The following is a 22090-nucleotide window of genomic DNA, read 5'->3' as shown; positions in this document are numbered from 1 at the left end:
CTGCTGTTGTTGAATAAATGGTAACTCAGTCTCCACAACACCGTTTTGATGTCATCGTGCTTGGGGCAGGCGCATCCGGGCTGATGTGTGCCGCGATAGCGGCTCGCCGGGGTCTCTCTGTGCTGGTTCTGGAAAAGTCGAACAAGGTCGGGAAAAAGATTCTGATGTCGGGCGGTGGCCGTTGCAACTTCACCAACCACTTCGTGGACGCGGACAATTTTATCTCGGCTAATCCACACTTTTGCAAATCAGCGTTGACGCAGTACTCACAGTGGGACTTTATCTCCCTGGTAGAGCGTTACGAGATTGATTATGAGGAGCGCAAGCACAGCCAGCTATTTTGCGTGGGTTCTGCCCGGGAAATCCTGGACATGTTGCTTGCCGAATGTGCTGCCGGGGGTGTTGTTATCGAAGATCACTGCAACGTTGAGTCCATTGGTGCTCTGCCGCCAGCAGCGTCTTCTGCGCAGAATGCAGCTCGTTATGAGTTGACTCTGCGGGAGGACGGGAAGAGGCGGCTGTGCTGCCACTCCCTGGTGGTGGCAACCGGGGCGCTTTCCATTCCCACGCTGGGTGGCAGCGACTACGGCTACGAAATAGCCCGACAGTTTTCTATACCACTGACGGAACGCAGGGCCGGACTGGTGCCCTTCATGTTCAGTGACTCACTGAAGGCGGTTTGTGAGCGCCTCTCGGGCCTGGCGCTTGAGGTTGACCTTTCCTGCAACAGTCACTCCTTTGTCGAGAACATCCTGTTTACCCACCGCGGCATCAGCGGTCCTGCGGCATTGCAGATATCCAACTACTGGTACCCCGGGGGTGAGCTCGTTATAAATCTCCTGCCCTACCGGGAGGCCGCAAGCTGGTTGCTACAGGAAAAGCAGGAAGCCGGTAGAGCTTTGCTGAGGAGCCGCTTACAGCAGGTGTTGCCAAAGCCACTGGTACTTGAATTGCAGGCGTTGTGGTGGGCGGAGCTTGCTGACAAGCCCCTGGCCGAGCTCAGTGACCAGCGCCTGGTGCAGATAGGGGAGCTGCTGAATTGCTGGCGGGTTAAACCGTCGGCGACTGAAGGCTACCGAACAGCCGAGGTAACGCTGGGAGGCGTCAGTACAGATGCCCTAAGCTCCAAAACCATGGAGGCCCGCCATCAGCCCGGATTGTTCTTCGTCGGCGAGGTCGTCGACGTCAGCGGTCACCTGGGGGGCTTTAATTTCCAATGGGCCTGGTCGTCGGGATATGTTGCCGGCATGAACGTCTGACATTTCCGTTTCTTCTGTGTCCTCCCTGGCCAGGTTGATCCCGGGATCGCCCGGCACGGCTGGAGTCAGCGTGTCCGCGACAGATTTACGCGCGCACGTTCCTCTATACTCATGCTATGGATGACATTTCCGACAATACAGCCCTCATGCAGCTCTCGCGCGACAGGCGTTTGGCTGCGCGTGTAGTGGCGGGCGATGAGCGCGCATTGCGACAGTTTGTTGATGAGTATTTTCCGCGTCTTTATCGCTATGCTCATCATCGCTTGCGGAATCCAGCAGATGTAGATGACGTGGTCCAGGTCGTATTGGCCCAGGCCGCCCGCAGACTGGAAACCTACAGAGGTGAGGCGACACTGCTGACATGGCTGATAAGGATATGTCGTCATGAAATTTCACGGCAGTTGCACCGCGACACGCGGGACTCAGACCTGATGGTTCCGTTCCTGAATGACGATCTTCTGCGCTCCGTTGTTGAGTCTATCGAGGTGGAAGGCGGCAGCACGCCAGAGGCAGATAGCAGGCGCCTGGAGTTGATAGGCCTGATCCAGACTGCCCTGGATCAGTTGCCCGAGCGCTACGCCAGCGCATTGGAGATGAAGTACATAGAGGGGCTTAACTCAATAGAAATCGCAGAGCTCATGCAGATCAGTGACGAGGCTACGCAGTCCTTGCTGGCGCGGGCCAGGCGCGCGTTCAAGGAAGTATGTGGTGAAGCCTTACATACAGCATTGCAGGTTTAACTATGAATGAATCAGAGCGTAAAGACGAGGAAGATAGTGATATCTCGCTTCTACTGAAACTGGCCGGGCCGCGTGAAAAGCTCCCGCAGGAGCTGAAACAGAATTGGGAGTCTGTTTTCCGGCAGGAGCTGAAAGCAGCAGCGAAGTCACGTCAATCGCGCAGGAGAAAATGGATCGCAGGGGTGGCAGCCACGGTTGCCTTTTGTGCGCTGCTGCTTAACTTCATACCGCATTCGCCAGCGCCGGAACCTGTGACAATGGTCAGGGTGAGTAGCCTGTCAGGCTCCGCCGCAATGACCGGGGTGGACGGTAAAACGACGGAGCTGGAAAAAGGTATGCATATCGCCACTGGCAGCCTGATTGAAACCGGCAGCGACAGCCGCGTTGGCCTCAACTACGGCGGCTACAGTTTACGCATCGATATAAACAGCCGCGTAACACTGCATGCTTCTGCGGTCCATCTTGTGTCTGGCCAGGTGTACGCAAGCGACGCAGTTCAACGAATCGGGCTGACGCAGCTCAACATAACGACACCGCAGGGTTCGGTAAGGGACATAGGCACGCAATTCACGGTCAGGGTGAGTGCTGAGGGTACCGTGGCCACCGTTCGCCAGGGAATCATCCTGGTTGATACAGGAGCCAGCGAATTCCAGATAGAAGCACAGCGAGGTTCTGCTGCCAGGCTCTGGGTCAACAATATGGGCGAGGTGCAATCAACACAGGTGTCAGCAACCGGCGAAAACTGGCGGTGGATTTACGCGCTGGTGGAGCCTTTTGAGCTCGAGGGAAAGAGCATATACGATTTTTTGCAGTGGTCGGTGAGCGAAACTGGAGGCGAACTGGTATTCAGTCGCGCCTCCGACGAGCTCTATGCGCGCCGGGTTTTACTCCATGGCTCGGCAACCGGCCTTGATCCGGAACGGGCGCTACTGACGGTGTTGGAAGCGACCGACCTGAAAGCGCAGCGACAGGGCGACACCCTGCTTGTTTCATCGCGGCGCTGAGGCTCAAAAAGACAATGTGATACCGACGGAGGGAACACGACCCAGCAAGGTCTCGCCGTCGGGACTCAGGTCATAACCTCCTTCTACTTCCTCAATATCAAAGTCGATTCCCGCCTGGTTTTTTCTGTCGGTCAGATTCACGATATCGGCGTACACTTCTACTCTACAGCGTGGGAAGATCCAGTGTTTGCGGATATTGATGTCCAGCGAAAAGTAGTCGTCCAGCTCGGTATTATTCAGAACACTACTCACCGCTACGGTTTCATCTTCCGCTACGAAACTGGGCATCAGGGTTGAGCGCCAGCCGGAATGCCAGGTCGCGCCCAGGGCAATACTGAAGGTTTCCTTCTGCCATACGATTCCCGTATTGATTGTGTGCTGCTGTGACCAGCGACGATCGACCCACTTGCCGTCAATCTGGTCCCGGGCGTCCATGAAGCTGTACCGAAAGTACGCGCTCAGTGCTTCTGCGAGAGAAACCTTTAAATCCATATCGGCCCCTTTCGCTACCGCCCTGTCAGGAAGCAGGCCAACCCTGTCAGGCTCCATTTCTGGCAACAGCACGAAAGGATTGAAGATGTTCTCAAAGCGTCCCTTAAGGTCTTCGTAGCGCTTGTAATAGAGCTCGCCTGACAGCTCCAGTTTCTCGCTTCGCCACTCTATTCCCGCCACTACCTGGTCGGAATGCTGTGGTTTGAAGAAGGTGGTAAGGCCATCGATGACCTGGATTTCCTGTATGCCTTCCTGCTGGTGAAAGCGCCCAAGGCTCAGGCGAAGTTGAGTAGCGTCATTCCATTGGTAGCTTACGCCCAGGCGAGGGGAGAGCTGTTGTTCTGTGCCCAGCTCTATGTAGTAGTCCTGTACGTCCCAGCGCAGGCTGGGCTGCAGGGTGAGGCGTTGGCTGATCTGCCAGTCGACTTGTGCATAGCCGCCTCCGGACCAGCCGCTGGTATCTAATGTAATGTCTCGCGAGACGTCTTCTTCTGTGCCCAGTATCCCGGCCAATTCTCCCCTGTCGATGTACGCCCGGTGACGGTAGTCTCCCTTGTTGTACTCAAGCTGCCAGCCAAACTCCCAGAATTTGTTGTCATCGTTAAACGACCAGTCATTGCGCAGGGCGAGTCGGTTAACTTTCTGCCGATGATCCAGAAAGCCGCCCTTGCCCGGATCTTCCTCATCTATCTCGAAGCTTGCCTGGTCTTTGTCTCTTTCGAAATCCAGCCACGACAGGGTAAAACGAGATGCTGTTCTGGAGTTGAAAACCCAGGAGCCGCCCACCCAGGCGTACCAGGTGTCAATAAGCGAGGTGGCTCGTTCCTCTTCATCATCGAACTTGATGTCGTCCTGCGCCAGGGCCAGGCCCGATGTCAGTTCCAGGCTGTCGCTCATATCGAAATTGACCCTGGCGGAAAAGTCGCGATACCGGGGGTCGCCGGAGCGGGTCTCGATGTAGTCGGTAAGGTCCGTCAGGTCGCCCTGGCGAAGCGAGAGCAACCAACTGGCCGGCCTCTCCTTGCCGAACTCTCCCCGGGTGTGAATAAAGTTGGAAAAAGACGAGATACCGATGTCAGTATTGTAATCATCCTCATGCCATTGATTACGGATGTCCATGACTCCGCTCATTCTGTATCCGTAGCGAGAGGGGAAACCACCCGTGTAGACGTTTAAAGACTCAATGGTGTGGTAGTCGATGGAACTGTATGGGCTGTGATAGTCAGCCAGATGGAATGGCTCCATTAGTTCTATCCCATCCTGCATAACCAGTAACTCATCCTGCAGCCCGCCGCGTATCCGGGGTTTGGCAGATACACCCAACGACGAGACGCCGGGCAGCCGCAGTGTCGCTCTCATCGCATCCGAGCCCAGCGTCGGTACCAGGGCGAGTTCCTCCGCCGACAGCTGCACTACAGAGCTGCCAACGCCGATATGGGGCAGGCGATGCAGGCTCCCGGTTACGATAACTGTTTCCAGCAGAGGCGTCGCTTCTTCCGTTTTCGCAACTGGCTTGTCTGCAAGCCGGCTAATCACCCAGATGCCGTCAACCGCCTCGACCCCCAGTCCGTGGTCCTGTAACGCCTGGCCGAGGCTTTCAATGCTGAAGTCCTCAACCGTCACCATCTGGTCCTCTCTTACTAGTGCAGAGCTATACACGACCTGTTGTTGGCGCGACTGGATTTTGTCAATCAGGTCGAGCAACGACATTTCATGAGCCTGGGCCCAGGCGGTTGAGGCAAGTAACAGGCACCATAAGCTTAAGTGTGCACGGCAGTTCATCTTCGGACTGTAGAAGCCTGGGATAGCGGTGTCAAAGACATAAGCCTTACGGGGGTCACTGGCTTAGAGGGTCGTCTGCCAGAAAAACTGTCGTGATGTCTGTAAATTTAATCGTCGCGAATGACGACAGCTTTTTCCATGAGGCGCGCTCTATAAAGGAGAACAACACGGAGGAAGCCATTATGTTCAAGCCTGAATTCAAATTAACTCTTCTCAGTGCAGCAATCAGCACATTCATACCACTGAACCTGGCCGACGCAGCAACCGGCTGCGAGAACAGTGCCAGGTTAATGATGAGGTCCTGCGTGGCCGAGGTCCGCGAAGAGCTCACTGCCACGCTTGCCGCCTGTCAGAGTGAATCCAATAACGCAATTCGAAAGGCATGCCGTTCTGCGGCGCAGGAGGAAGTGGCCGAGGCTCGCGATACCTGTCAGGAGCAGAGAGCCGCGCGCCGTGATGCATGTGATGAACTGAATGAAGACCGTTACGACGACCCTCTGGTTGACGGGAGCATCAAGTTTGTGGATCCGGACGATATTGGTGACACCTGGCCGAATAACCCCTATGTGATTTTGCAGGCGGGGCATACGCATGTTCTGGCAGCTGAAGATGAGATTGTGGTGGTGTATGCGACCGAGGAAATCAGGGAGATACAGGGTGTACCCTGCCGGGTGGTTGCCGATGTCGTAGTCGAGGAGGAGTATGACGACGAGGAAGGCGAGTGGGACTACACGCCTATTGAAGTTACCGATGACTGGTTTGCGCAGGATGAGAACAGCAATGTCTACTATTGCGGTGAAGTTGCGCAGAATTTTGAGGACGGTGTACTGCGAGACCTGGATGGTTCTTTCGAGTCAGGTCTGGATCGTGCCAAAGGTGGTCTGTTGACCCTGGCCATGCCATCGCCTGGCGACATTCACCGGCAGGAGTACTTCCTGGGCGAGGCTGAGGACATTGTGCAATACCTGGACTTGAGCGCTTCTCCTTCAGAAGAAGAGGGCGGTGAGAATGAAGCCTACCCTTGCCAGGGAAATTGTTTGAAAACCTTTGACTTCGCACCGCTGGAACCCGAGAGCACAGAGTACAAGTACTATCTCCCGGGCACCGGCTTTGTGCTGGCGGTCTCCCTGGAAGACGGTGAGGTCGATGAAGAAGGCCGGGAGTCTCTGGTATGCGCCGGTCCTTCGCTCGAAGTGCTGTTTGATGATGCGTGCGGGATCGAGGATCCGGAAGAGTTAATGGAGGACCTGTGTGAATTCCATAACGAATTCTGTGAGGATGATGAAGACGGTCAGTAGCATGTGGTGACGTGAAATCTGGTCACAAGAGGGCACCTGGAAGTTTAGAGCGGTCGACTTTCAGGTGCCCGGGGTTGGTCCGAATGGTGGACTTGAGAGGTGGGCGTGTTTATGCTGATGCGTCACCGTTGCCAACAGGCTCAGGCCCATGACTTCATCAGCGTTCACACCCAATTATCGCGCTTAGGTTCTGTTTCTACTCTGGCTTACCTACATACTCAACTTCGTTGACCGGCAATTGATGACTATTCTGCTGGAGCCGATCAAGCTTGAGTTTGGCGCCAGTGATACCGCCATGGGTTTTCTCAGTGGTTTCGCTTTTGCCCTTTTCTACGCCAGCCTGGGCGTACCCGTGGCGCGCCTTGCAGACCGTTGGTCACGACGTAATGTCATTGCTATTTCTGTGGGCTTGTGGAGTGCTATGACCGCGGTTTGTGGCCTGGCGGGTAGTTTCTGGCAACTGGCCCTGGCCAGAGTGGGCGTCGGTATTGGCGAGGCCGGCGGCACACCGCCATCGCACAGCCTGATTGCGGACTATTTCCCGCTGCAGAATCGCGCTACCGCACTGAGTATTCACGCTACGGCGACGCAGTTTGGTATTCTTATCGGAATGCTCGGTGGAGCGGTTGTGGCTGCTCAGTACGGTTGGCGTATGGCATTTATTCTCTTCGGCATACCCGGGGTTATTGTTGCGCTGCTGGTTGCCTTTACGGTGAAGGAACCCGTCCGAGAAAGCCCGTTGAACAATAGCAGTATGCTCGCTGACATCAAGCACATCTGGGCTTTGCCTGGATTTTCGCTGATCGCCACTGCCGGCGCGACCACAGCACTGGCAGCCTACGGCCTTGGCACCTGGTCTCCTAGTTTCCTGATACGTACGCACGGTTTGAGCCTGGTTGAAACCGGGTTGTTGCTCGGTGGTGCCGGCGCGCTAAGCGGAATTATAGGCGCCGTGACCGGCGGTATTCTTTGTGACCGGTTGAGCAAGCGTGACAAACGCTGGCAGCTGTGGCTGCCTGCCGGTGGCGCTTTTGCTACCGCGCCGCTGATGCTGGCTTTTCTGCTCTGGCCGGAGTCCCAGCAGTTTACGGTGGGCGACTACAGGGTGCCCGTTGCCATTATCTTCACCCTGCTTGGCGGCGTGGTGGCAGCCTTCTGGCTGGGTCCGACTTATGCCGCCATACAGACGCTCTCGCCGGGAAACATGCGGGCACAGGCGGCGGCAATTTTCCTGTTTATGTTTAATCTGGTCGGTATGGGCCTGGGGCCGTTGGTCATTGGTGTGCTGAGTGATGTGTTGGAGCCTGGCTTCGGCGTTGACAGTCTGCGCTATGCCATGGCGATCAGTTTGTCGCTGGTGCTGCTGGGAGGTGTTCTGTTCTTGCGAGCCGCGCCCAGGTATGTCACGGCGAGTTCTGCTGCGTGAGCAACTGCAGACCGGGCTGATAAGTTCACTGTTCGCCACTGAAACGCAGCGCATTTGCAGCGAGTTCCAAAACAGGTTGCCGAGCTGGCCCGGTGCGCGGTATCAGCAGGGTTCCACTTGAACAGTGGGCCCCCGGCCCATTGAGCCGTTGCATGTCCGCTAGCTTTCGCTTGGCGATAATCCGGGCGATGTGACTTCCAGGTTCAGCCGCATAACCACCTCGCCTTCCACTATCTCGCCCGTTTCAACAAAACCCAGGCGCCGGTAAAATTCCGCTGGTCCTTGTTCGTGGTCTATATAGCTCAACAGCAACTCACGCGCATTCGGTTGCTGCTTCACGTGTTCAACCAGTAATTCAATTGCCCGTGCCCCGAATCCACTGCGCTGAAACTGCGGAGCGATCATGAAGCGCCAGAGGTAGTACTCGGGCTTCTCCGCGTCCGCTTCCAGCATGATGAAGCCCACCGGCGCCTTGCCCGAGTAAACGGCCCGGTACCAGGCTTTGTGATTAAACAACGCCTGCGCCAACGAGTAGGCGTTGGGTGCGACAAATGTATTCTGGGGGTAAGTAACCACTTCACTCAGCAGGCAGATTCCGGTTACGGTATCTTCTGTGATCTCGCGCAGGCTGACGTCAGTGTAGGGCCCCAGTCGCGAGGTCAGCTGTGTGTACAGATTTTCCAGCACCGCAGAGAACTCCGCTTGTAGTGCCGGGTGCTCTGCAATGCCCTTGCGGACAATGTGCAGCCCGGTCTGCCACCAGTGGCTGTCGTGTTCTTCGGGGGCGGTCAACTCACGGAGCAGGGTTCGTTCCCCGAAATCGATCTGGTAAAGCAGCGCGGGCGGATAGAGCGGTCGTAAGGCGGTTGCAGCTGCAATAAATTGTTCCACATCCTTGGTCAGCCCCGGGGGGAATTCAGCCTTGCGAAATCGATCTATGAGTTTTTCATTGCTCATCACTACTGTTCCTGTGGAAAAATTTTTATAGCCGCTAATCAGGCCAGCCAGTGGGTTATCATTGATGTCTGGGTGAGCACAGCGAGGGTACACGATGTCACCGACTGTAAACAGAATAGACCACGTCCATGTGTATGTTGCTGATTGGGCCGAGTCCGAAAGCTGGTACCAGCGTGTGCTGGGGTTCTCGCGCGATGAGGGCCTGGCCGTTTGGGCGGTAGACGGCGGCCCCCTTACTTTGAAGAACGATGATGGAACAGTGCACCTTGCACTGTTTGAGTCGGCGGATCCCCGGCCGGCCTCTACGGTTGCATTCGGCGCAACGGGTGATGAGTTCCTGGCCTGGCTGGAGCATTTGAAAGCACAGGCTGTGGACGTGCGTCTGGCGGACCACAGCCTGGCGTGGTCAATGTACTTTGTGGACCCTGACGGAAACTGCCACGAGATAACCACTTACGATCATGCCGTGGTGGCCCGTTCCAACCCTTCGTAGTGTGTAGCTGATTATTTGCTGCGCACTAAGACGCCGTAGTCTCAAGGAGAAGACAACGATGATTTCCCGTTATAGCCCGGAGGCGGAGTTCCATACCTCGGAACAGTGTCACATTCTGGAGTTGCACAACTCGCCTCTGGACGAGGGTTGTTCCATCGCCCGCGCCAGGGTGGAGCCTGGCGTAACCACACAGTTACACGCGCTGCATGGCACCGCAGAGCGCTACGTGATTCTCACCGGTGAAGGGCAGGTATCACTTGGCGGGCGTGAAACGCTCACGGTGGGTGAACTGGATGTTGTGACCATTGCTGCAGGCGAAAGTCAGTGCATCACCAATATCGGTGAACAGGACCTGGTGTTTCTTTGTGTCTGTACCCCGCGGTTCAGGCAGGAAAATTATGTGAACCTGGAACCCTGAATTCGCGTGCCGTTTGCCATGGATAGTCGTTAGTGGAAAAGCAGCAACTCATCGTTCATGCGGGAAGCCATAAGACCGGCTCTTCCGCGATCCAGCGCTACCTGTTCGATAACTGGCAGCGTATGGATGGTGTCGCTTACCTGAACAGGGGTAAACCAAACGCCTCCCCGTGGATGCTGCAGGCTTTCAAGCACGATATTGCGGAGCTCCCTGCCTTTCGCAGCCGGCAGCTGGATGCCGCGGATAGTGCCGATATGCGCAAGCGCGCCAGGTCGGTTCTGGCTGAGCAGGCGGGCCAGAGCAGCGCACCGCTGTCTATTCTTTCTGCCGAAGCGATCGGTGCGTTCAATCTGCCAGAGCTGCAGGCGCTGCGGGATTTCGTATCGCCCTTTTTCAGCCAGATCACGCTCCATCAATATTTCCGACCAATCAAGGCGCGCATGGAAAGTGCATTCCAGGAGAAACTGAAGCACGGTGCCACGACGCTGGAGGATAAGTTCCCGCTCGCCTACTGCCATACACTAGATTTGCAGGACAGCGTCTTTGGCAAGGAAAATGTTCATGCCTACAAGTATGACAGCGCGTGCTTCCCACAAAGGGACGTGGTCGCGCACTTTCTGGATAAGCTGGGACTAAAGGCCGCACAGGGCAGTGTTTCGACTCCGGTCAATGCCGGGCTCTCGCTGCCGGCCATTCAGTTGCTATATGCCTACCGCAAGTTTAATCCTGTCCTGGCCAGGGGAGATCGCGCCCTGGTGAGAAAGCTGACGGAACTGCGCGGTGAACCTTTGCGGTTTAACAGTGCGTTGTATCAGAAGCTGGTGGTATTAACGCAGGAGGAAATTGAGCGCTTTAAAGAACGAGCGGGATTCTCTCTCGCTGAGGAAACTGATGCAGATGATGACATTGGCATCCGTGATGAAGAGGATCTGTTGGCGATTCCACAGCGTTCCATTGAATGGCTGCATGAACAGCTTGGCCCCCGCCTGGCCGTCGGGAAGACTGACTTACAGGCCGTCGCTTCCATGGTCTCTTTACTGGCTGAGCAGCAGAACCGGCGAGGGTAGCGCCAACGGGCCAGGATGGCGCGCTGTCTCGTAGTGATCTGTATTCGCAGAGGAAGGGCTCGAACTCCGGAGCCGTGGTCGTTCTCTCTCCCACGACCTGTTGGGTGACAAGACCTGAAAACGCAGGCGGGGGTTTGTCAGGTCAGCCGGCAGGATACTGGTCGAGGGAGGGCTTGAGTGTCTCTTCGAGTTTGCCCAGGAACGGTCTGAAGTTCATCCATTGCTCGATACCGCTTTGGTATATGGGCTGCCGAACCTGTTCCGAGCTCGCTGTGCGTACAGCACGCTCTGTGTTGTGGAAGTCGAGACAGGCCTGCTCAAACGGTAGTCCGCAATACTCGAGAATTCGTCTCACCTGCCCTTCCAGGTCTGTCACCACGTTTTCGTAGTGCACGCGCAGCACGGCATCAGGTGCAACCTCATCCCAATGGCTCATAAGTTCAACATAGTCGTTGTAGTACCGGCCAAAATCGACAAGGTCATAGCTGAACTCCTGCCCTTCTGCGAACAGTTGCTTGAACCCACTAAAACAGCAGGCCATGGGGTGCCTGCGCGCATCAATGATCCTTGCGTTGGGCAATATGAGTTTGATAAGTCCGATATGACGGAAGTTGTTAGGCATTTTATCGATGAAGAACGGTGCTACTTGCCGGTGGATGCTCGTTTCATCAATATACTGCTGGCCCAGTGAGAGGAGTTCCTCGTCGTTGAGGTCCTGCAGTAGTTCCGGGTAGGGCCTGCCGCTATTGTTCATGCCCTGACGCCGAAGTTTCTGCGCCGTTGAAAGGATGTTGGGGAGTTCCATCGTGCCCTCGACCTTGCTATGCGAAGACAGTATTTGCTCCAGTAAAGTTGATCCGGCTCTGGGTAAGCCGACGATGAAGATTGGGTCCGGCGCCAAACAGCCAGCGTGCGCCCGGCTGTCGAGAAGCGCACGAGTGAAATACGAGCGCTGTGCCTTGAGCTCTTCCGACATCTTGTCGGGATCATAGTTACTCTGCTGACGCTGCAGGCGGTTTCCCCGTGCATAGAAGGCAAATGAACGGGCGTAATCGTGCTGATCCTCGAGCGCCTTGCCGAGTGCGAATGCCAGGTGTACCTGGCTTGCCGGGGCCAGTTCCTCGCGTTGTTCCAGGGCCAGCATCGCCGCGACTTCATCTTCGGTGAAGCGGTAGGTTTTCAGGTTGGAAAGCGCGTAGTAGGCCTCGCCGTACCAGTGGTTGCTGGCAATCGCTGCCCGATAGCTTGCAATGGCCTCGCGTTGCTGGCCGCAGGTTTTCATGGCGTGGCCGCGCGATGTCAGGGTGATTGCATCGCCCGGCAGCCGTTCCAGTACCAGGTCGAACAAATCCAGCGCGCCCTCATAGTCTCCCATTTGCATTTTTTCGATAGCGTACAAGGACATCAGCTGGGGGTTTTCTGGCTGTCTCCGGTAGAGCGTTGCCGCCGCCTCCAGGGCCTGCGTGAACTTATGCCGCTTGCGCAGCACACCGACCAGATCCACCTTTACCTGAGTGTTGTCAGGGGCGAAGTCCGCCGCGCTCTCCAGCAGGTACTCAGCGTCTTCCAGGGCGCCGAACTGTACAGCCAACTCAGCCAGCAGCCGCATTCCCTCCACGTGAGTCGGGTTGGCCTGCAGGAACCTGCGGCATAGCGTGTCAGCCTTTAACAGCTTGCCTTGAGACATCAGGTCCGTCACCGCGACCAGCGCTTTGGGTAAAGCCTGCAGGCGTTGCACCTGGGCGAGCGCTTGCTGCGCAGCAGCCGGCCGGTTCATCGCCATTAGTATCTGCTGCTGATTGCGCCAGCTCGCCAGCAAAACCGGGTTCAACTGGGTGGCGTTGGCGAACGCCGCCAGCGCCTGCTCCGGGCGTTTTTGAGCCATATGCAGGTGACCCTGCTCCTGATACCCCCGTCCCCTGTCATGCGGCAGAGGCATGAGCCTGCTCAGGCATGCCTGTGCCTGATCGTATTGCGCTGTGTAGCGGTAGCATACTGCCGCCATATAGAGCGCTTCGGCGTCGTCCGGGTTAGTTGCGAGTAGTGCGTTGATATCCTGCAGGGCGGCGGTAAAGTCGCCGGACGCAATTTTCTTCTGGATATCGGCAGGCTGGGGATCAGCCGAGGTGGCCGTCATGGGAAACCCTGGGGCAGAATAAAGAATGTCCCGGCAGTTTAACGCCGGGACACGGGTGTGGCGAGTAGCCCATCAGAAGTCGTAAGTGAAGCGCAGCCCCAGCGTACGGGGTCTGGTCACGGTCACTCTGGCTCTGTTGAATATGGCGTTGCCCGAGATCTCCGCTCTTTCATCGGTCAGGTTCTCCGCGTACAGCTCGGCGGTCCAGTCAGCCGCGCTAACACCGGCGCTGGCGCCCCACAGGTACCAACTGTCCAGCGTGATGCTATTGTCCGCCACGATATCGGTGTTGACCTCATCCGAGTAGCTGACATAAGACATCACGTGACCCAGGTTGCCGCCGGAGAGGTCCCATTCATACCTGGCATTGAGCGTGGCCTGCAGCTCTGGCGCAAACGCCAGTTCGTCGCCCTCCTTAACGAAGCTGGAGACGAAGCTTTCGGTGATTTCTGTGTCGAGGATGGAGAATCCGCCGGACAGAATTAGGCCGGGCACAGAACGCGGTGCCCAGGTGATGTCACCCTCTATCCCGGTAACCTCTGCATCCGCAGCGTTGTCGGAGAAAAACAGGTTGGTAATGCTGGGGTCGAAGATACCAATCTGCATGTCCTCGATCTCCACGAAGAAGATGTCCCCGTTGAAGCGCAGCGAGGCGTCGAGAAGATCAAGCTTCCAACCCAGCTCGTAGTTGGTAACATTGTCGGTATCCATTGCAAAGGGCACGGTGTAACTGCCATCTTGCGATACCGAACCGCCTGGACGGTTGAGGAAGCCGGGGCGATAGCCTTCCGACCAGGTAACGTAGTAGAGGCTGTCCGCAGTAGGTGTCCAGGTGAGACTGACTTTACCAATCACGCCATCAGTTTCGGCTTTGTCATTCTCGCCACTGAAAATTTCGTCGAGGTTGTTGCCTGCGTTGTTGTCTTCGTCTGCGCCCAGGTTGCCAAAGGAGCCCGACGCGCTGCCCAGCAGGTCAACTTCGATGTCGTACCAGCGCGCGCCCAGGGTGGCGGTGAATTGATCGGTCAGATCGAAATTAAGCTCACCAAAAACACCCTTTTGTTCATCAGTGCGCTTCACATCGTTACGGAAGATAACACCCGGATCCCACTGGCCTCTATCCTGGACCGTCGCGCCTTCGGCGGAGAAGTTGGGGCCGAAGCCAATGCTTTCACCATCAAAGGCGACCACCTGGGTCGACCCAGGATAGGTGAACTGGTTGTCCTCAAGTATTTCCATATCGCTGTAGAAGGCGCCAACGATGGCGCGAACGCGACCGCTCTGGTCGGTAGAAATCCGGAATTCGTGGGTTTGCACTTCCGTATCCACAGCACTCTTTACAAACAGGTTGGGTGCCTGGCAGGTGCCACCGGGTCCTGCGTCACCGGGATATGAAACCGAGGCGTCGCAGATATAGTAGGGAATGTACTGGCCGACGAAGAGGTAATCGGTGTAGTCGATATTGGACTGGGCTTCACGCTCCGTGTACGCACCTGTGTAGATCACGTCCAGTGTCCCCAGGCGCCCGTTCACGGTCCAGTTGTAGTTTTCGAAATCGTCGTCGAGCTCATCTCGCTCGTAGCGGGCGATTTCCAGGTCGTCGAGTTCCGGGTCCTGGAAGAAGACGCCATCAGTATCGATGTTCTGCTTTGCGGCGCCGACCAACAGGCTCCAATCATCGTTGATGTCCCAGAGCCCGCTCAGGCGCGCGCCGGTGTAGCTTGCCTCGTTGAAGTTTTCCTTGGTTTCCCGGCCGTTCTCAGCGCTCAGGAAACTAACATTGGAGAAGTCCTCGCTACCCTGAAATCCACCGGGCTGGAAGCGGGCGCTCTCCCGCGTGGTCAGGGTGCCAGCCACGTTGTCGATATAGCCTCCCTGCTTATCGGTGTAGCCAACAGCGCGCAGGGTGAAGTTGTCTGAAATGGGGACGTTGACCATGCCTTCCAGGTTGTAGCTGGGGTCACCTTCCTTTGTATATGCCGCGCCTACTTTGACGTTTCCAGCGAAGCCGCTGGGGTCCGGCTTGTTGGTAATAAGGCGTACCGTACCGGCCTGTGAACTGGCGCCGAACAGAGTGCCCTGCGGGCCTTTGAGAACTTCAACACGGTTGAGGTCGGCGGCATATACGTCCAGGTTTCGTCCGGGTTGCGTGAGGGGCTGCTCGTCCAGGTAGAAGGCAACGTTGGGTGCAAGTCCGGCGACGCCGGAAGTGGTCGTGTTCGGTGTGGTGGAGGCGACACCCCGGATGTAAATAGTGTTGACGCCAGGGCCGCCACCACCGGCCGTGACGCCCGGTAAGTGGATAAGATAATCAGAGAAGTCCTTGATGCCCAGTTGCTCAAGGGAGTCTTGCCCGAGTGCAGTGATCGCGATAGGGATATCCTGAGTGCTGGCGGACTTTTTCGTGGCGGTAACGATTACTTCTTCCAGTTGAGCGTGAGCGATGTTCGTTACAGATGAAGCAGCGAGGATGGCCCCGCACATAGCATTCTTTTTAAACATGGAGTTTCCGAATTTGAAGTGGGCGCTCTTTTCAGGCTTTTATTATTTGAGCAGAAATTATTACGGTACAAATAAATAGGGTAACGCTTCTGTACGTTCAATCTCAAGTTGGATGGTAATAAGGCCGTATTTATCTGAATATCGCGTCATTTTGGGGTATTTTAGACTCGTTAGGCCCCAGAAATAGAGTGTGTATTAATTTGTAGGCTATGTATTTGGCGCGCCAGCAATCTCAATCTGCGTATAATGCTTGGCATTCTAATTAAGTGACGCTTCGCGCGTCGTGGGGCAGATGGCGACTAAATACCGTTCGGACTACACCATAGGGGAAGACAATATCCAGGTTATGGGCATGGATATCCATAACCCGGTGTTCTTCGTCAGCGCCAGTTTCATTGTTGCCTTTGTCCTCTTTACCATCCAGTTTCCTGTGGAGACTAACCAGGCACTTGCGGCTGGCCGAAGTTGGTGTTTGGCAACTTTTGACAGTTTTATGATGATGTCGGTCAGCGCCATATTGCTGTTCTGCCTCGCGCTTACGGTGCTGCCCGTCTCCAGGGTCAGGTTGGGCGGGGTGGATGCGAGGCCTGAGTTCAGCCGCCTCAGCTGGTTTTCGATGCTGTTTGCCGCAGGTATGGGAATTGGCCTGATGTTCTGGGGGGTGGCTGAGCCGATGACCTATTTCACCGGGATTTCCGGGACACCTCTTGGGGTTCAGCCGGGGACACCGGAGGCGGCCGAAATGGCGATGGCTGCAACCCTCTACCATTGGGGGCTTCACGCCTGGGCCATCTACGCCGTTATCGCGCTGGCGCTGGCCTTTTTCAGCTACAACTGCAAACTCCCGCTCACTTTGCGCTCCGCCTTCTACCCCCTGCTAGGCGAGCGCTGCTGGGGGTGGCAGGGGCATGCTATCGACACCTTCGCCGTGCTGGCGACAATATTTGGTCTGGCAACGTCCCTTGGCCTGGGGGCGTCGCAGGTCAATGCCGGCTTGACCATGCTGTTCGGCGTAGAGGAGGGCCTGAACACCAAGGTGGCTATTATTATCTTCGTCACTTTTATTGCCACGCTTTCAGTGGTTCGCGGGCTCGATGGCGGCGTCAAAATCCTGAGTAATTTCAATATGCTGCTGGCGCTGGCCCTGCTGGTTTTCATCATCCTTGTTGGCAGTAGTGTCAGCGTTGTCGACGCGGTAGCAAGTACAGCAGGGAATTATCTTGGCAATATTGTTCCCCTGAGCAATTGGGCAGGCCGTGAAGATGAGCAGTGGATGCAGGATTGGACGGTATTTTACTGGGCATGGTGGGTGAGTTGGTCGCCGTTCGTGGGGCTTTTCATCGCTCGCGTCTCCAAGGGGAGAACCGTCCGCGAATTCATCATTGCCGTGCTGCTGGTCCCTACCCTGGTGACGCTGGTATGGATGAGTGTATTTGGCATGAATGGCCTGCATCAGGCGCAGAATGAAATTGGCAGCCTGGCCGATGGCATGATCTCAATGAGCCTGGCAACCTTCCAGATGCTTGAAGCGTTGCCTTACAGTGGCCTGACAACGCTGGTGGGAGTAGTGTTGGTGTTGGTGTTTTTTATTACTTCTTCTGACTCCGGTTCTCTGGTTATCGACGGTATCACTGCAGGCGGCAAGCATGACGCGCCCGTTTCCCAGCGCATTTTCTGGGCGACAATGGAAGGCCTGCTGGCGGCTGCGCTGCTATACGGTGGTGGGAAGCAGGCGCTGTCGGCTCTGCAGGCCGGGACGGTAATCGCCGGTATACCCTTCACTCTGATTCTGCTACTTGTGTGTGTCAGTCTGTACAAGGGGCTCAGTGCCAACTTGCACGAATTAAGAGTGTCATGATTTACCCTGCGACCAAAATCGCTAAAATGTCTGCCTGACTGGACTCTCAGGACCGGAGATTATCGTGGATCGTCTAGAGCAAGTATTGATGTCGCTGCGCAGGGTTATTCGGGCCACGGACATGCACTCCAAACACCTCGCCAAGATTTCCGGGCTCACCGCGCCGCAGATACTATTACTGCAGGCTATCCGTAAATTGGAAGGCGCCACCGTCGGGCAGTTAGCCAGGGAAGTCAGCCTGAGCCAGGCGACGGTGTGCTCTATTCTGGACCGGCTGGAGAGGAAGGGATACCTGGAACGCGAGCGCTCCAAGGTGGACAAACGTAAAGTGCACGTGCAACTCACTGATAGCGGCATCGAGATTCTCAGGGATGCACCGCTACCTCTGCAAGAGCACTTCTCCAGTCAGTTCAATGACCTGCAGGAGTGGGAGCAGAGCATGATCATCGCTTCGCTGCAGCGAGTGGCCTGCATGATGGATGCCGAAGATATTGATGCATCCCCGGTGCTCGACGTTGGTGCGCTGGATCGATCTCTTGAGGTCCCGCCGATTCCCTCTTGAAATTCGCCTCATCGTTCAAGGATAAATAGCCAAGGAATACCCGCCATGCCTCATTGTTTTTCATTTATTGTCCCCGCGGTAATCGCCCTGGCGATTAGCCTCGCACCCAATGCCCACGCCGAACAGGTGGACGCCGGAAAACTATCCGAGATGGTCAGGGTGCTGGCTTCCGATGAGTTTGAAGGTCGCGCACCCGGGGGGCCTGGCGAGGAGAAGACCATTGCCTATCTGGTGAAGCAATTTGCAGCGCTGGGGCTTGAGCCCGGCGGGGAGCGGGGTGGCTGGACTCAGGCCGTACCGCTGGTACACACCCGAATCGCAAACGACCCCGATATTCGTTTTACCGTGGGTAAGCAGGATCACCTGCTGCGGCAGGCTGTTGATATAGCCATTGAAACCAGCCGTCCGGTGGACACTATTTCGATAAACTCTGCGCCTCTGGTATTCGTGGGGTTTGGCGCCACTGCTCCCGAGCGTGGGTGGGACGATTACGGCGATATCGATCTGCAGGGTAAGGTTGCGGTCTTTCTGGTCAATGATCCGGATTTTGCTGCCGTAGAGGGCGAAGCCGTCGCGGGGGTCTTTGGTAACAGGCGTATGACCTACTACGGGCGCTGGGCCTACAAGTTTGAAGAGGCAAAGCGGCGCGGAGCCCTTGGCGCGCTAGTCATCCATGAGGATGAAGCTGCCGGCTACGGGTGGACTGTAGCGGCATCGGCACCCGGTGAAAATTTTTCCATCGTACGCAGTCCGGACTCTGCGCAGCCGCTCAGTCTCAAGGGCTGGCTGCACAACGATGCGGCGGAACGTCTATTTGCCGGTGCCGGGCTCAATCTGGATGAGCACCGGGTGCTCGCTCGCAGGCCGGATTTCCAGGCATTTGAACTCAAGGGCGTGACCTTCAGTGCCCAATTGCTGGTCGATACAAACTATATCGAAAGTAACAATGTGCTGGCACTGCTGCCAGGCACAAAGCATAAAGACGAAACACTGATGGTTGCTTCCCACTGGGATGCCTATGGTCATGGCGAGCCAGACGCACAGAATCGCACGATTCGCCCCGGCGCCAACGATGATGCGTTGGGTACGGCGGGCGTGTTGGAGTTGGCGAGGGTATTGAAGGCGGAAGCGCCGCTGGAGCGCAGCGTGGTGTTCGCCGTCTGGACGGCTGAGGAGAGCGGCCTGCTGGGTTCTGCAGCCTATGCCGCCAACCCGGTTTATCCGTTGGAGAAAACCGTTGCCAATTTCACCCTGGATATACTGCAGACCGCCGGCCCCGCCAGGGATGTGATACTTGTGGGCGAAGGCCAGAGCGATCTTGAAGGGGATCTGGAGCGTGCCGCCGCCGCGCAGAATCGGGTGGTCACACCTGAGAACCTGCCGGAGAACGGTTTGTTTTTTCGCGCCGATCACTTTTCTATGGCGCGGGAAGGCGTACCCGTTCTGTTGATCATGGGTATTGCAGGTGGCGCAGACCTTGTTGAGGGTGGCCGCGCCGCGGGGGATGCCTGGATCGCTGACTATATTGGCAACTGTTACCACCAGACCTGTGATGCCTGGGATCCCGATTGGGACCTGCGTGGCGCGGTGCAGGACATAGAGCTTTTCCACAGCATCGTCCGCGATCTCGGCAGCTCACGTCGATGGCCGCAATGGAAAACGACTTCAGAGTTCCATGCTGTGCGTGCAGCAAGCGATGCGGCGCGAGCGCCAGGCCCTTAAGACTGCAGGCCCGCTTCACCGGCAGGTTATTTTTACTTTCCTATGGCTTGGGGTCGATTTTGCGTAACAGCTCATTGACCCGTTTACGCGTATCAAACAATGACGCCGTAGAAGCCTGGTTCTTCACAAAATCCTTGTAGGGAACGGGCGGGAAACCGCCGTAAAAACCAGGCTTGGTTATGTTCTTGCTGATAACCGAAACCGGGCCCATGGTGACATTGTCACATACACTGATATGCCCATTGGCGCTGACACGCCCCGCGAATTTACAATTGTCGCCGAATGTAGAGCTGCCGGCGACCATAAACCCGGCGGTGATTAAACAATTTTTACCAACAATCGTGTTGTGGGCGAAATGGCACTGGTTGTCGATCTTTGTGCCATCGCCTATCAGTGTGTCGTCGAAGGTCCCGCGGTCTATGCTGACCCCGCAGCCTACTTCCACCCGGTTTCCGAGAATAACTCGTCCAAAATGGGGCTTGGCATGGTGTTCGCCATTCCTGTCTGTGCCATATCCATACCCATCCGTGCCAACCGAGCTTTGCGGTTCAATGCGGCAATCGTCTCCGATGTGTACGGAGTGACCGACAAAAACGTTTGCTTTAATAACGCAACGCTTGCCAATCGTTATGTTGCCTTCCAGAGTGGAGTTGGCGCCAATAATGCTGCCTTCGTCAATAGCGACGTCCGGACCGATTACGGCGTTGGGCTGGACGATTACGCTCTCATGCAGCCTGGCACTGGGGTGAATCTGGGCCGAGGGATGAACGCGATGCTGTGCAAATGGCTCCCGGCCCCAACTCGGAAGAAAATACTCTGTGTTCAATATTGCCATCGCTGCCTGCAGGTCATCGCTGGTAAGAACAGCGCTGCGACCCGGGTTAAGTCTCTTTGCCTCGCTGCTCAATTCCGGAGGTATGACAAGTATTGCAACTTCGGCGCTCAGGCAGGCTTCGAGATACTGTTGTTCCGGGCAGAAGCACAGACCGCCGTGCAGGGGGGCAGCGCTTGAGCACGGCCCGATGGCAACGGCGAGTTTGTCTCCGGAAGACCATTCCACCAGCCCGGTGAACGATTCAAGAATACCTTCGACTCCTACACTGCCCATTTTTCTACCCCTGCCAGGTTGATTCAGTAGCTTGCGTACAGACAACCAGGAAAAATTATTATCGATATAGTATTCAACTCGCGACCCTACCGCTAATGATGTCAGGCAGGCGACTATCGCGAGACTTACTTTCCGTACATTGACAGCCTAACAGAATTCATCATATAGCAAGTGCTCGATCTACGAGACGAAGACTTCACGCGTCCTCGTTGCCTACAGTTTTCCCCTGGGCAAGTCTTCCTGCCCTTGCATCGCCTGGTGTCGCTCATTCACACTCTGGGTGGTTTCACCGTCAGTGATCGACCATGCCCAGAGCTGCTGTTTGCCCGTTTGCTCAGTGAGCGGTGAAATGCTCAACGTCAGCTCGCGCGCCGGGTCAACCTGGAAAGGCTGTGGGAGAGGAAACAGGATTTGATCCCAGTGGGTGGGCAGATCGTCAGGGCCGGTGCCAAAAGCGACTCCGGGGCTGAGTTTGGTGCTGAACCATCCGCAAAGGGCATACACCAGTCCCTTTTTATCGGGCCGTAGAGTGCCCGTAAACACTCGTGGTGTGTTTGTTTTAGCTACGGTATGCATGTTCAGAGTGCCTAGGTCGGCCGTGGCCTCCAGCAGGCTTTCAGGGTCCAGGGTTACCAGGTCGGATTGCTCGAAAGGCACCTGGGCAATGGGTGAGAAGTTGAAGCCGTAGGGTTTCTCCCGTAAGAAGGCCAGGTCCTCCAGCACTTCTTCGTCGCAAACCAGGCCGGCATGGAGTGTCACCTCAGCGGGAATCATAATCCCGTCCTTGGCCAGGTAACGATCCCGAACTGTCAGCAGGGGTTCCAACATGGCCTCATAGAACAGACAGTGGCCCATCCACTCCGAGACAATCACATCTACTTTTTCATCGAGTTGCAATGACTGCTCGTCATCATGGTAGAAGTCGATATTGTCCAGGCCATTGGCTTGCGCTATCTCCCTGGCCGTTTTTATAAAGGGTGAACGGTCCACAGCGACCACCTTCCCGGCACCCGAGCGAGCGGCAAACATCGACAAAATGCCCGTACCGCAACCAAAATCCAATACCGCATGTTCGGGCAGCACCAACTCGGCAACTGCCTGTTCATACGCTTCAGTCCGCACGACATCCTGCAGCATGACTTTGTGCATGGCGACGTCGCGGTAGGACATACGCTGCCATCCGGGATCCTGGTCGGTTTCTTTGTCGCTGCTCATCTATTTCTCCAGGGGGAATGGGGTTCGCGCTGGGCAGGGAGGGTTATGGT

17 protein-coding genes are annotated in these 22090 nt (G+C 56.2%); 11 read left to right on the top strand and 6 right to left on the bottom strand.

The window, feature by feature from the left end; translation table 11 throughout:
- Window positions 1-17: 17 nt before the first annotated feature.
- From C0039_RS00550 to C0039_RS00540, 3 genes are all read left to right on the top strand, one after another.
- Window positions 18-1259: a BaiN/RdsA family NAD(P)/FAD-dependent oxidoreductase gene (locus C0039_RS00550; RefSeq protein ID WP_101516969.1), complete on the top strand. Its 1242-nt coding sequence runs from the start codon at window positions 18-20 to the stop codon at window positions 1257-1259.
- Between the two features lie 116 nt (window positions 1260-1375).
- Window positions 1376-1999 (top strand): RNA polymerase sigma factor, encoded by a 624-nt coding sequence (locus tag C0039_RS00545; RefSeq protein WP_101516968.1) that lies wholly within the window; start codon window positions 1376-1378, stop codon window positions 1997-1999.
- 2 nt (window positions 2000-2001) lie between these two features.
- Window positions 2002-3003, top strand: a complete 1002-nt coding sequence (locus C0039_RS00540; protein WP_101516967.1) for a FecR domain-containing protein — start codon at window positions 2002-2004, stop codon at window positions 3001-3003.
- 3 nt (window positions 3004-3006) lie between these two features.
- Here C0039_RS00540 and C0039_RS00535 read toward each other — a convergent pair whose 3' ends face one another.
- Window positions 3007-5199, bottom strand: a complete 2193-nt coding sequence (locus C0039_RS00535) for a TonB-dependent receptor plug domain-containing protein (protein WP_207796340.1) — start codon at window positions 5197-5199, stop codon at window positions 3007-3009.
- Between the two features lie 173 nt (window positions 5200-5372).
- Here C0039_RS00535 and C0039_RS00530 point away from each other — a divergent pair, with 173 nt between their 5' ends.
- Window positions 5373-6575: a hypothetical protein gene (locus C0039_RS00530; protein ID WP_101516965.1), complete on the top strand. Its 1203-nt coding sequence runs from the start codon at window positions 5373-5375 to the stop codon at window positions 6573-6575.
- Between the two features lie 190 nt (window positions 6576-6765).
- Window positions 6766-8001 (top strand): spinster family MFS transporter, encoded by a 1236-nt coding sequence (locus C0039_RS00525; protein ID WP_279304896.1) that lies wholly within the window; start codon window positions 6766-6768, stop codon window positions 7999-8001.
- Between the two features lie 159 nt (window positions 8002-8160).
- On the opposite strand, the gene C0039_RS00520 is transcribed toward C0039_RS00525, so the two are convergent.
- Window positions 8161-8958, bottom strand: coding sequence for a GNAT family N-acetyltransferase (locus C0039_RS00520; protein WP_101516963.1), 798 nt, complete (start codon window positions 8956-8958; stop codon window positions 8161-8163).
- A gap of 94 nt (window positions 8959-9052) precedes the next feature.
- On the opposite strand from C0039_RS00520, the gene C0039_RS00515 reads away from it, so the two are divergent.
- From C0039_RS00515 to C0039_RS00505, 3 genes are read left to right on the top strand one after another with little or no spacing between them, the layout of a single operon-like run.
- Entirely contained in the window at window positions 9053-9451 is a 399-nt protein-coding gene (locus tag C0039_RS00515) for a VOC family protein (RefSeq protein ID WP_101516962.1), read from the top strand.
- A gap of 58 nt (window positions 9452-9509) precedes the next feature.
- The gene (locus tag C0039_RS00510) at window positions 9510-9869 is read left to right on the top strand and encodes a cupin domain-containing protein (protein ID WP_075999512.1); all 360 of its coding nucleotides are present in this window, start codon (window positions 9510-9512) and stop codon (window positions 9867-9869) included.
- A gap of 32 nt (window positions 9870-9901) precedes the next feature.
- On the top strand, window positions 9902-10936 hold the full coding sequence (locus C0039_RS00505) for a hypothetical protein (RefSeq protein WP_101516961.1): 1035 nt from the start codon (window positions 9902-9904) through the stop codon (window positions 10934-10936).
- A 142-nt stretch (window positions 10937-11078) separates the two neighbouring features.
- Here C0039_RS00505 and C0039_RS00500 read toward each other — a convergent pair whose 3' ends face one another.
- Complete coding sequence (locus C0039_RS00500) at window positions 11079-13073, bottom strand: tetratricopeptide repeat-containing sulfotransferase family protein (protein WP_101516960.1); 1995 nt, start codon at window positions 13071-13073, stop codon at window positions 11079-11081.
- Window positions 13074-13145: 72 nt separating this feature from the next.
- On the bottom strand, window positions 13146-15575 hold the full coding sequence (locus C0039_RS00495; protein ID WP_101516959.1) for a TonB-dependent receptor: 2430 nt from the start codon (window positions 15573-15575) through the stop codon (window positions 13146-13148).
- A gap of 292 nt (window positions 15576-15867) precedes the next feature.
- Here C0039_RS00495 and C0039_RS00490 point away from each other — a divergent pair, with 292 nt between their 5' ends.
- The 3 genes from C0039_RS00490 to C0039_RS00480 all read left to right on the top strand — a co-directional run bounded on the left by C0039_RS00490 (window position 15868) and on the right by C0039_RS00480 (window position 19717).
- The gene (locus tag C0039_RS00490) at window positions 15868-17433 is read left to right on the top strand and encodes a BCCT family transporter (RefSeq protein WP_101516958.1); all 1566 of its coding nucleotides are present in this window, start codon (window positions 15868-15870) and stop codon (window positions 17431-17433) included.
- 64 nt (window positions 17434-17497) lie between these two features.
- Complete coding sequence (locus C0039_RS00485; RefSeq protein WP_243391522.1) at window positions 17498-17995, top strand: MarR family winged helix-turn-helix transcriptional regulator; 498 nt, start codon at window positions 17498-17500, stop codon at window positions 17993-17995.
- A 45-nt stretch (window positions 17996-18040) separates the two neighbouring features.
- Window positions 18041-19717 carry a M28 family metallopeptidase gene (locus C0039_RS00480; RefSeq protein WP_101516956.1) on the top strand — a complete coding sequence of 559 codons (1677 nt, stop codon included), beginning with the start codon at window positions 18041-18043 and terminating at the stop codon, window positions 19715-19717.
- 40 nt (window positions 19718-19757) lie between these two features.
- On the opposite strand, the gene lpxD is transcribed toward C0039_RS00480, so the two are convergent.
- Together lpxD and C0039_RS00470 are read right to left on the bottom strand one after the other, a co-directional pair.
- Window positions 19758-20825: a UDP-3-O-(3-hydroxymyristoyl)glucosamine N-acyltransferase gene (gene lpxD, locus C0039_RS00475; protein ID WP_101516955.1), complete on the bottom strand. Its 1068-nt coding sequence runs from the start codon at window positions 20823-20825 to the stop codon at window positions 19758-19760.
- Window positions 20826-21038: 213 nt separating this feature from the next.
- A complete protein-coding gene (locus tag C0039_RS00470) occupies window positions 21039-22040 on the bottom strand; it encodes a class I SAM-dependent methyltransferase (protein ID WP_101516954.1) in 1002 nt (333 codons plus the stop codon).
- Between the last annotated feature and the right edge of the window lie 50 nt (window positions 22041-22090).

This window comes from Pseudohalioglobus lutimaris (assembly GCF_002866825.1).
Classification (GTDB): domain Bacteria; phylum Pseudomonadota; class Gammaproteobacteria; order Pseudomonadales; family Halieaceae; genus Halioglobus; species Halioglobus lutimaris.
Note: the sequence above shows the minus strand (reverse complement) of the source record. Positions and strands in the feature narration are given on the sequence as shown.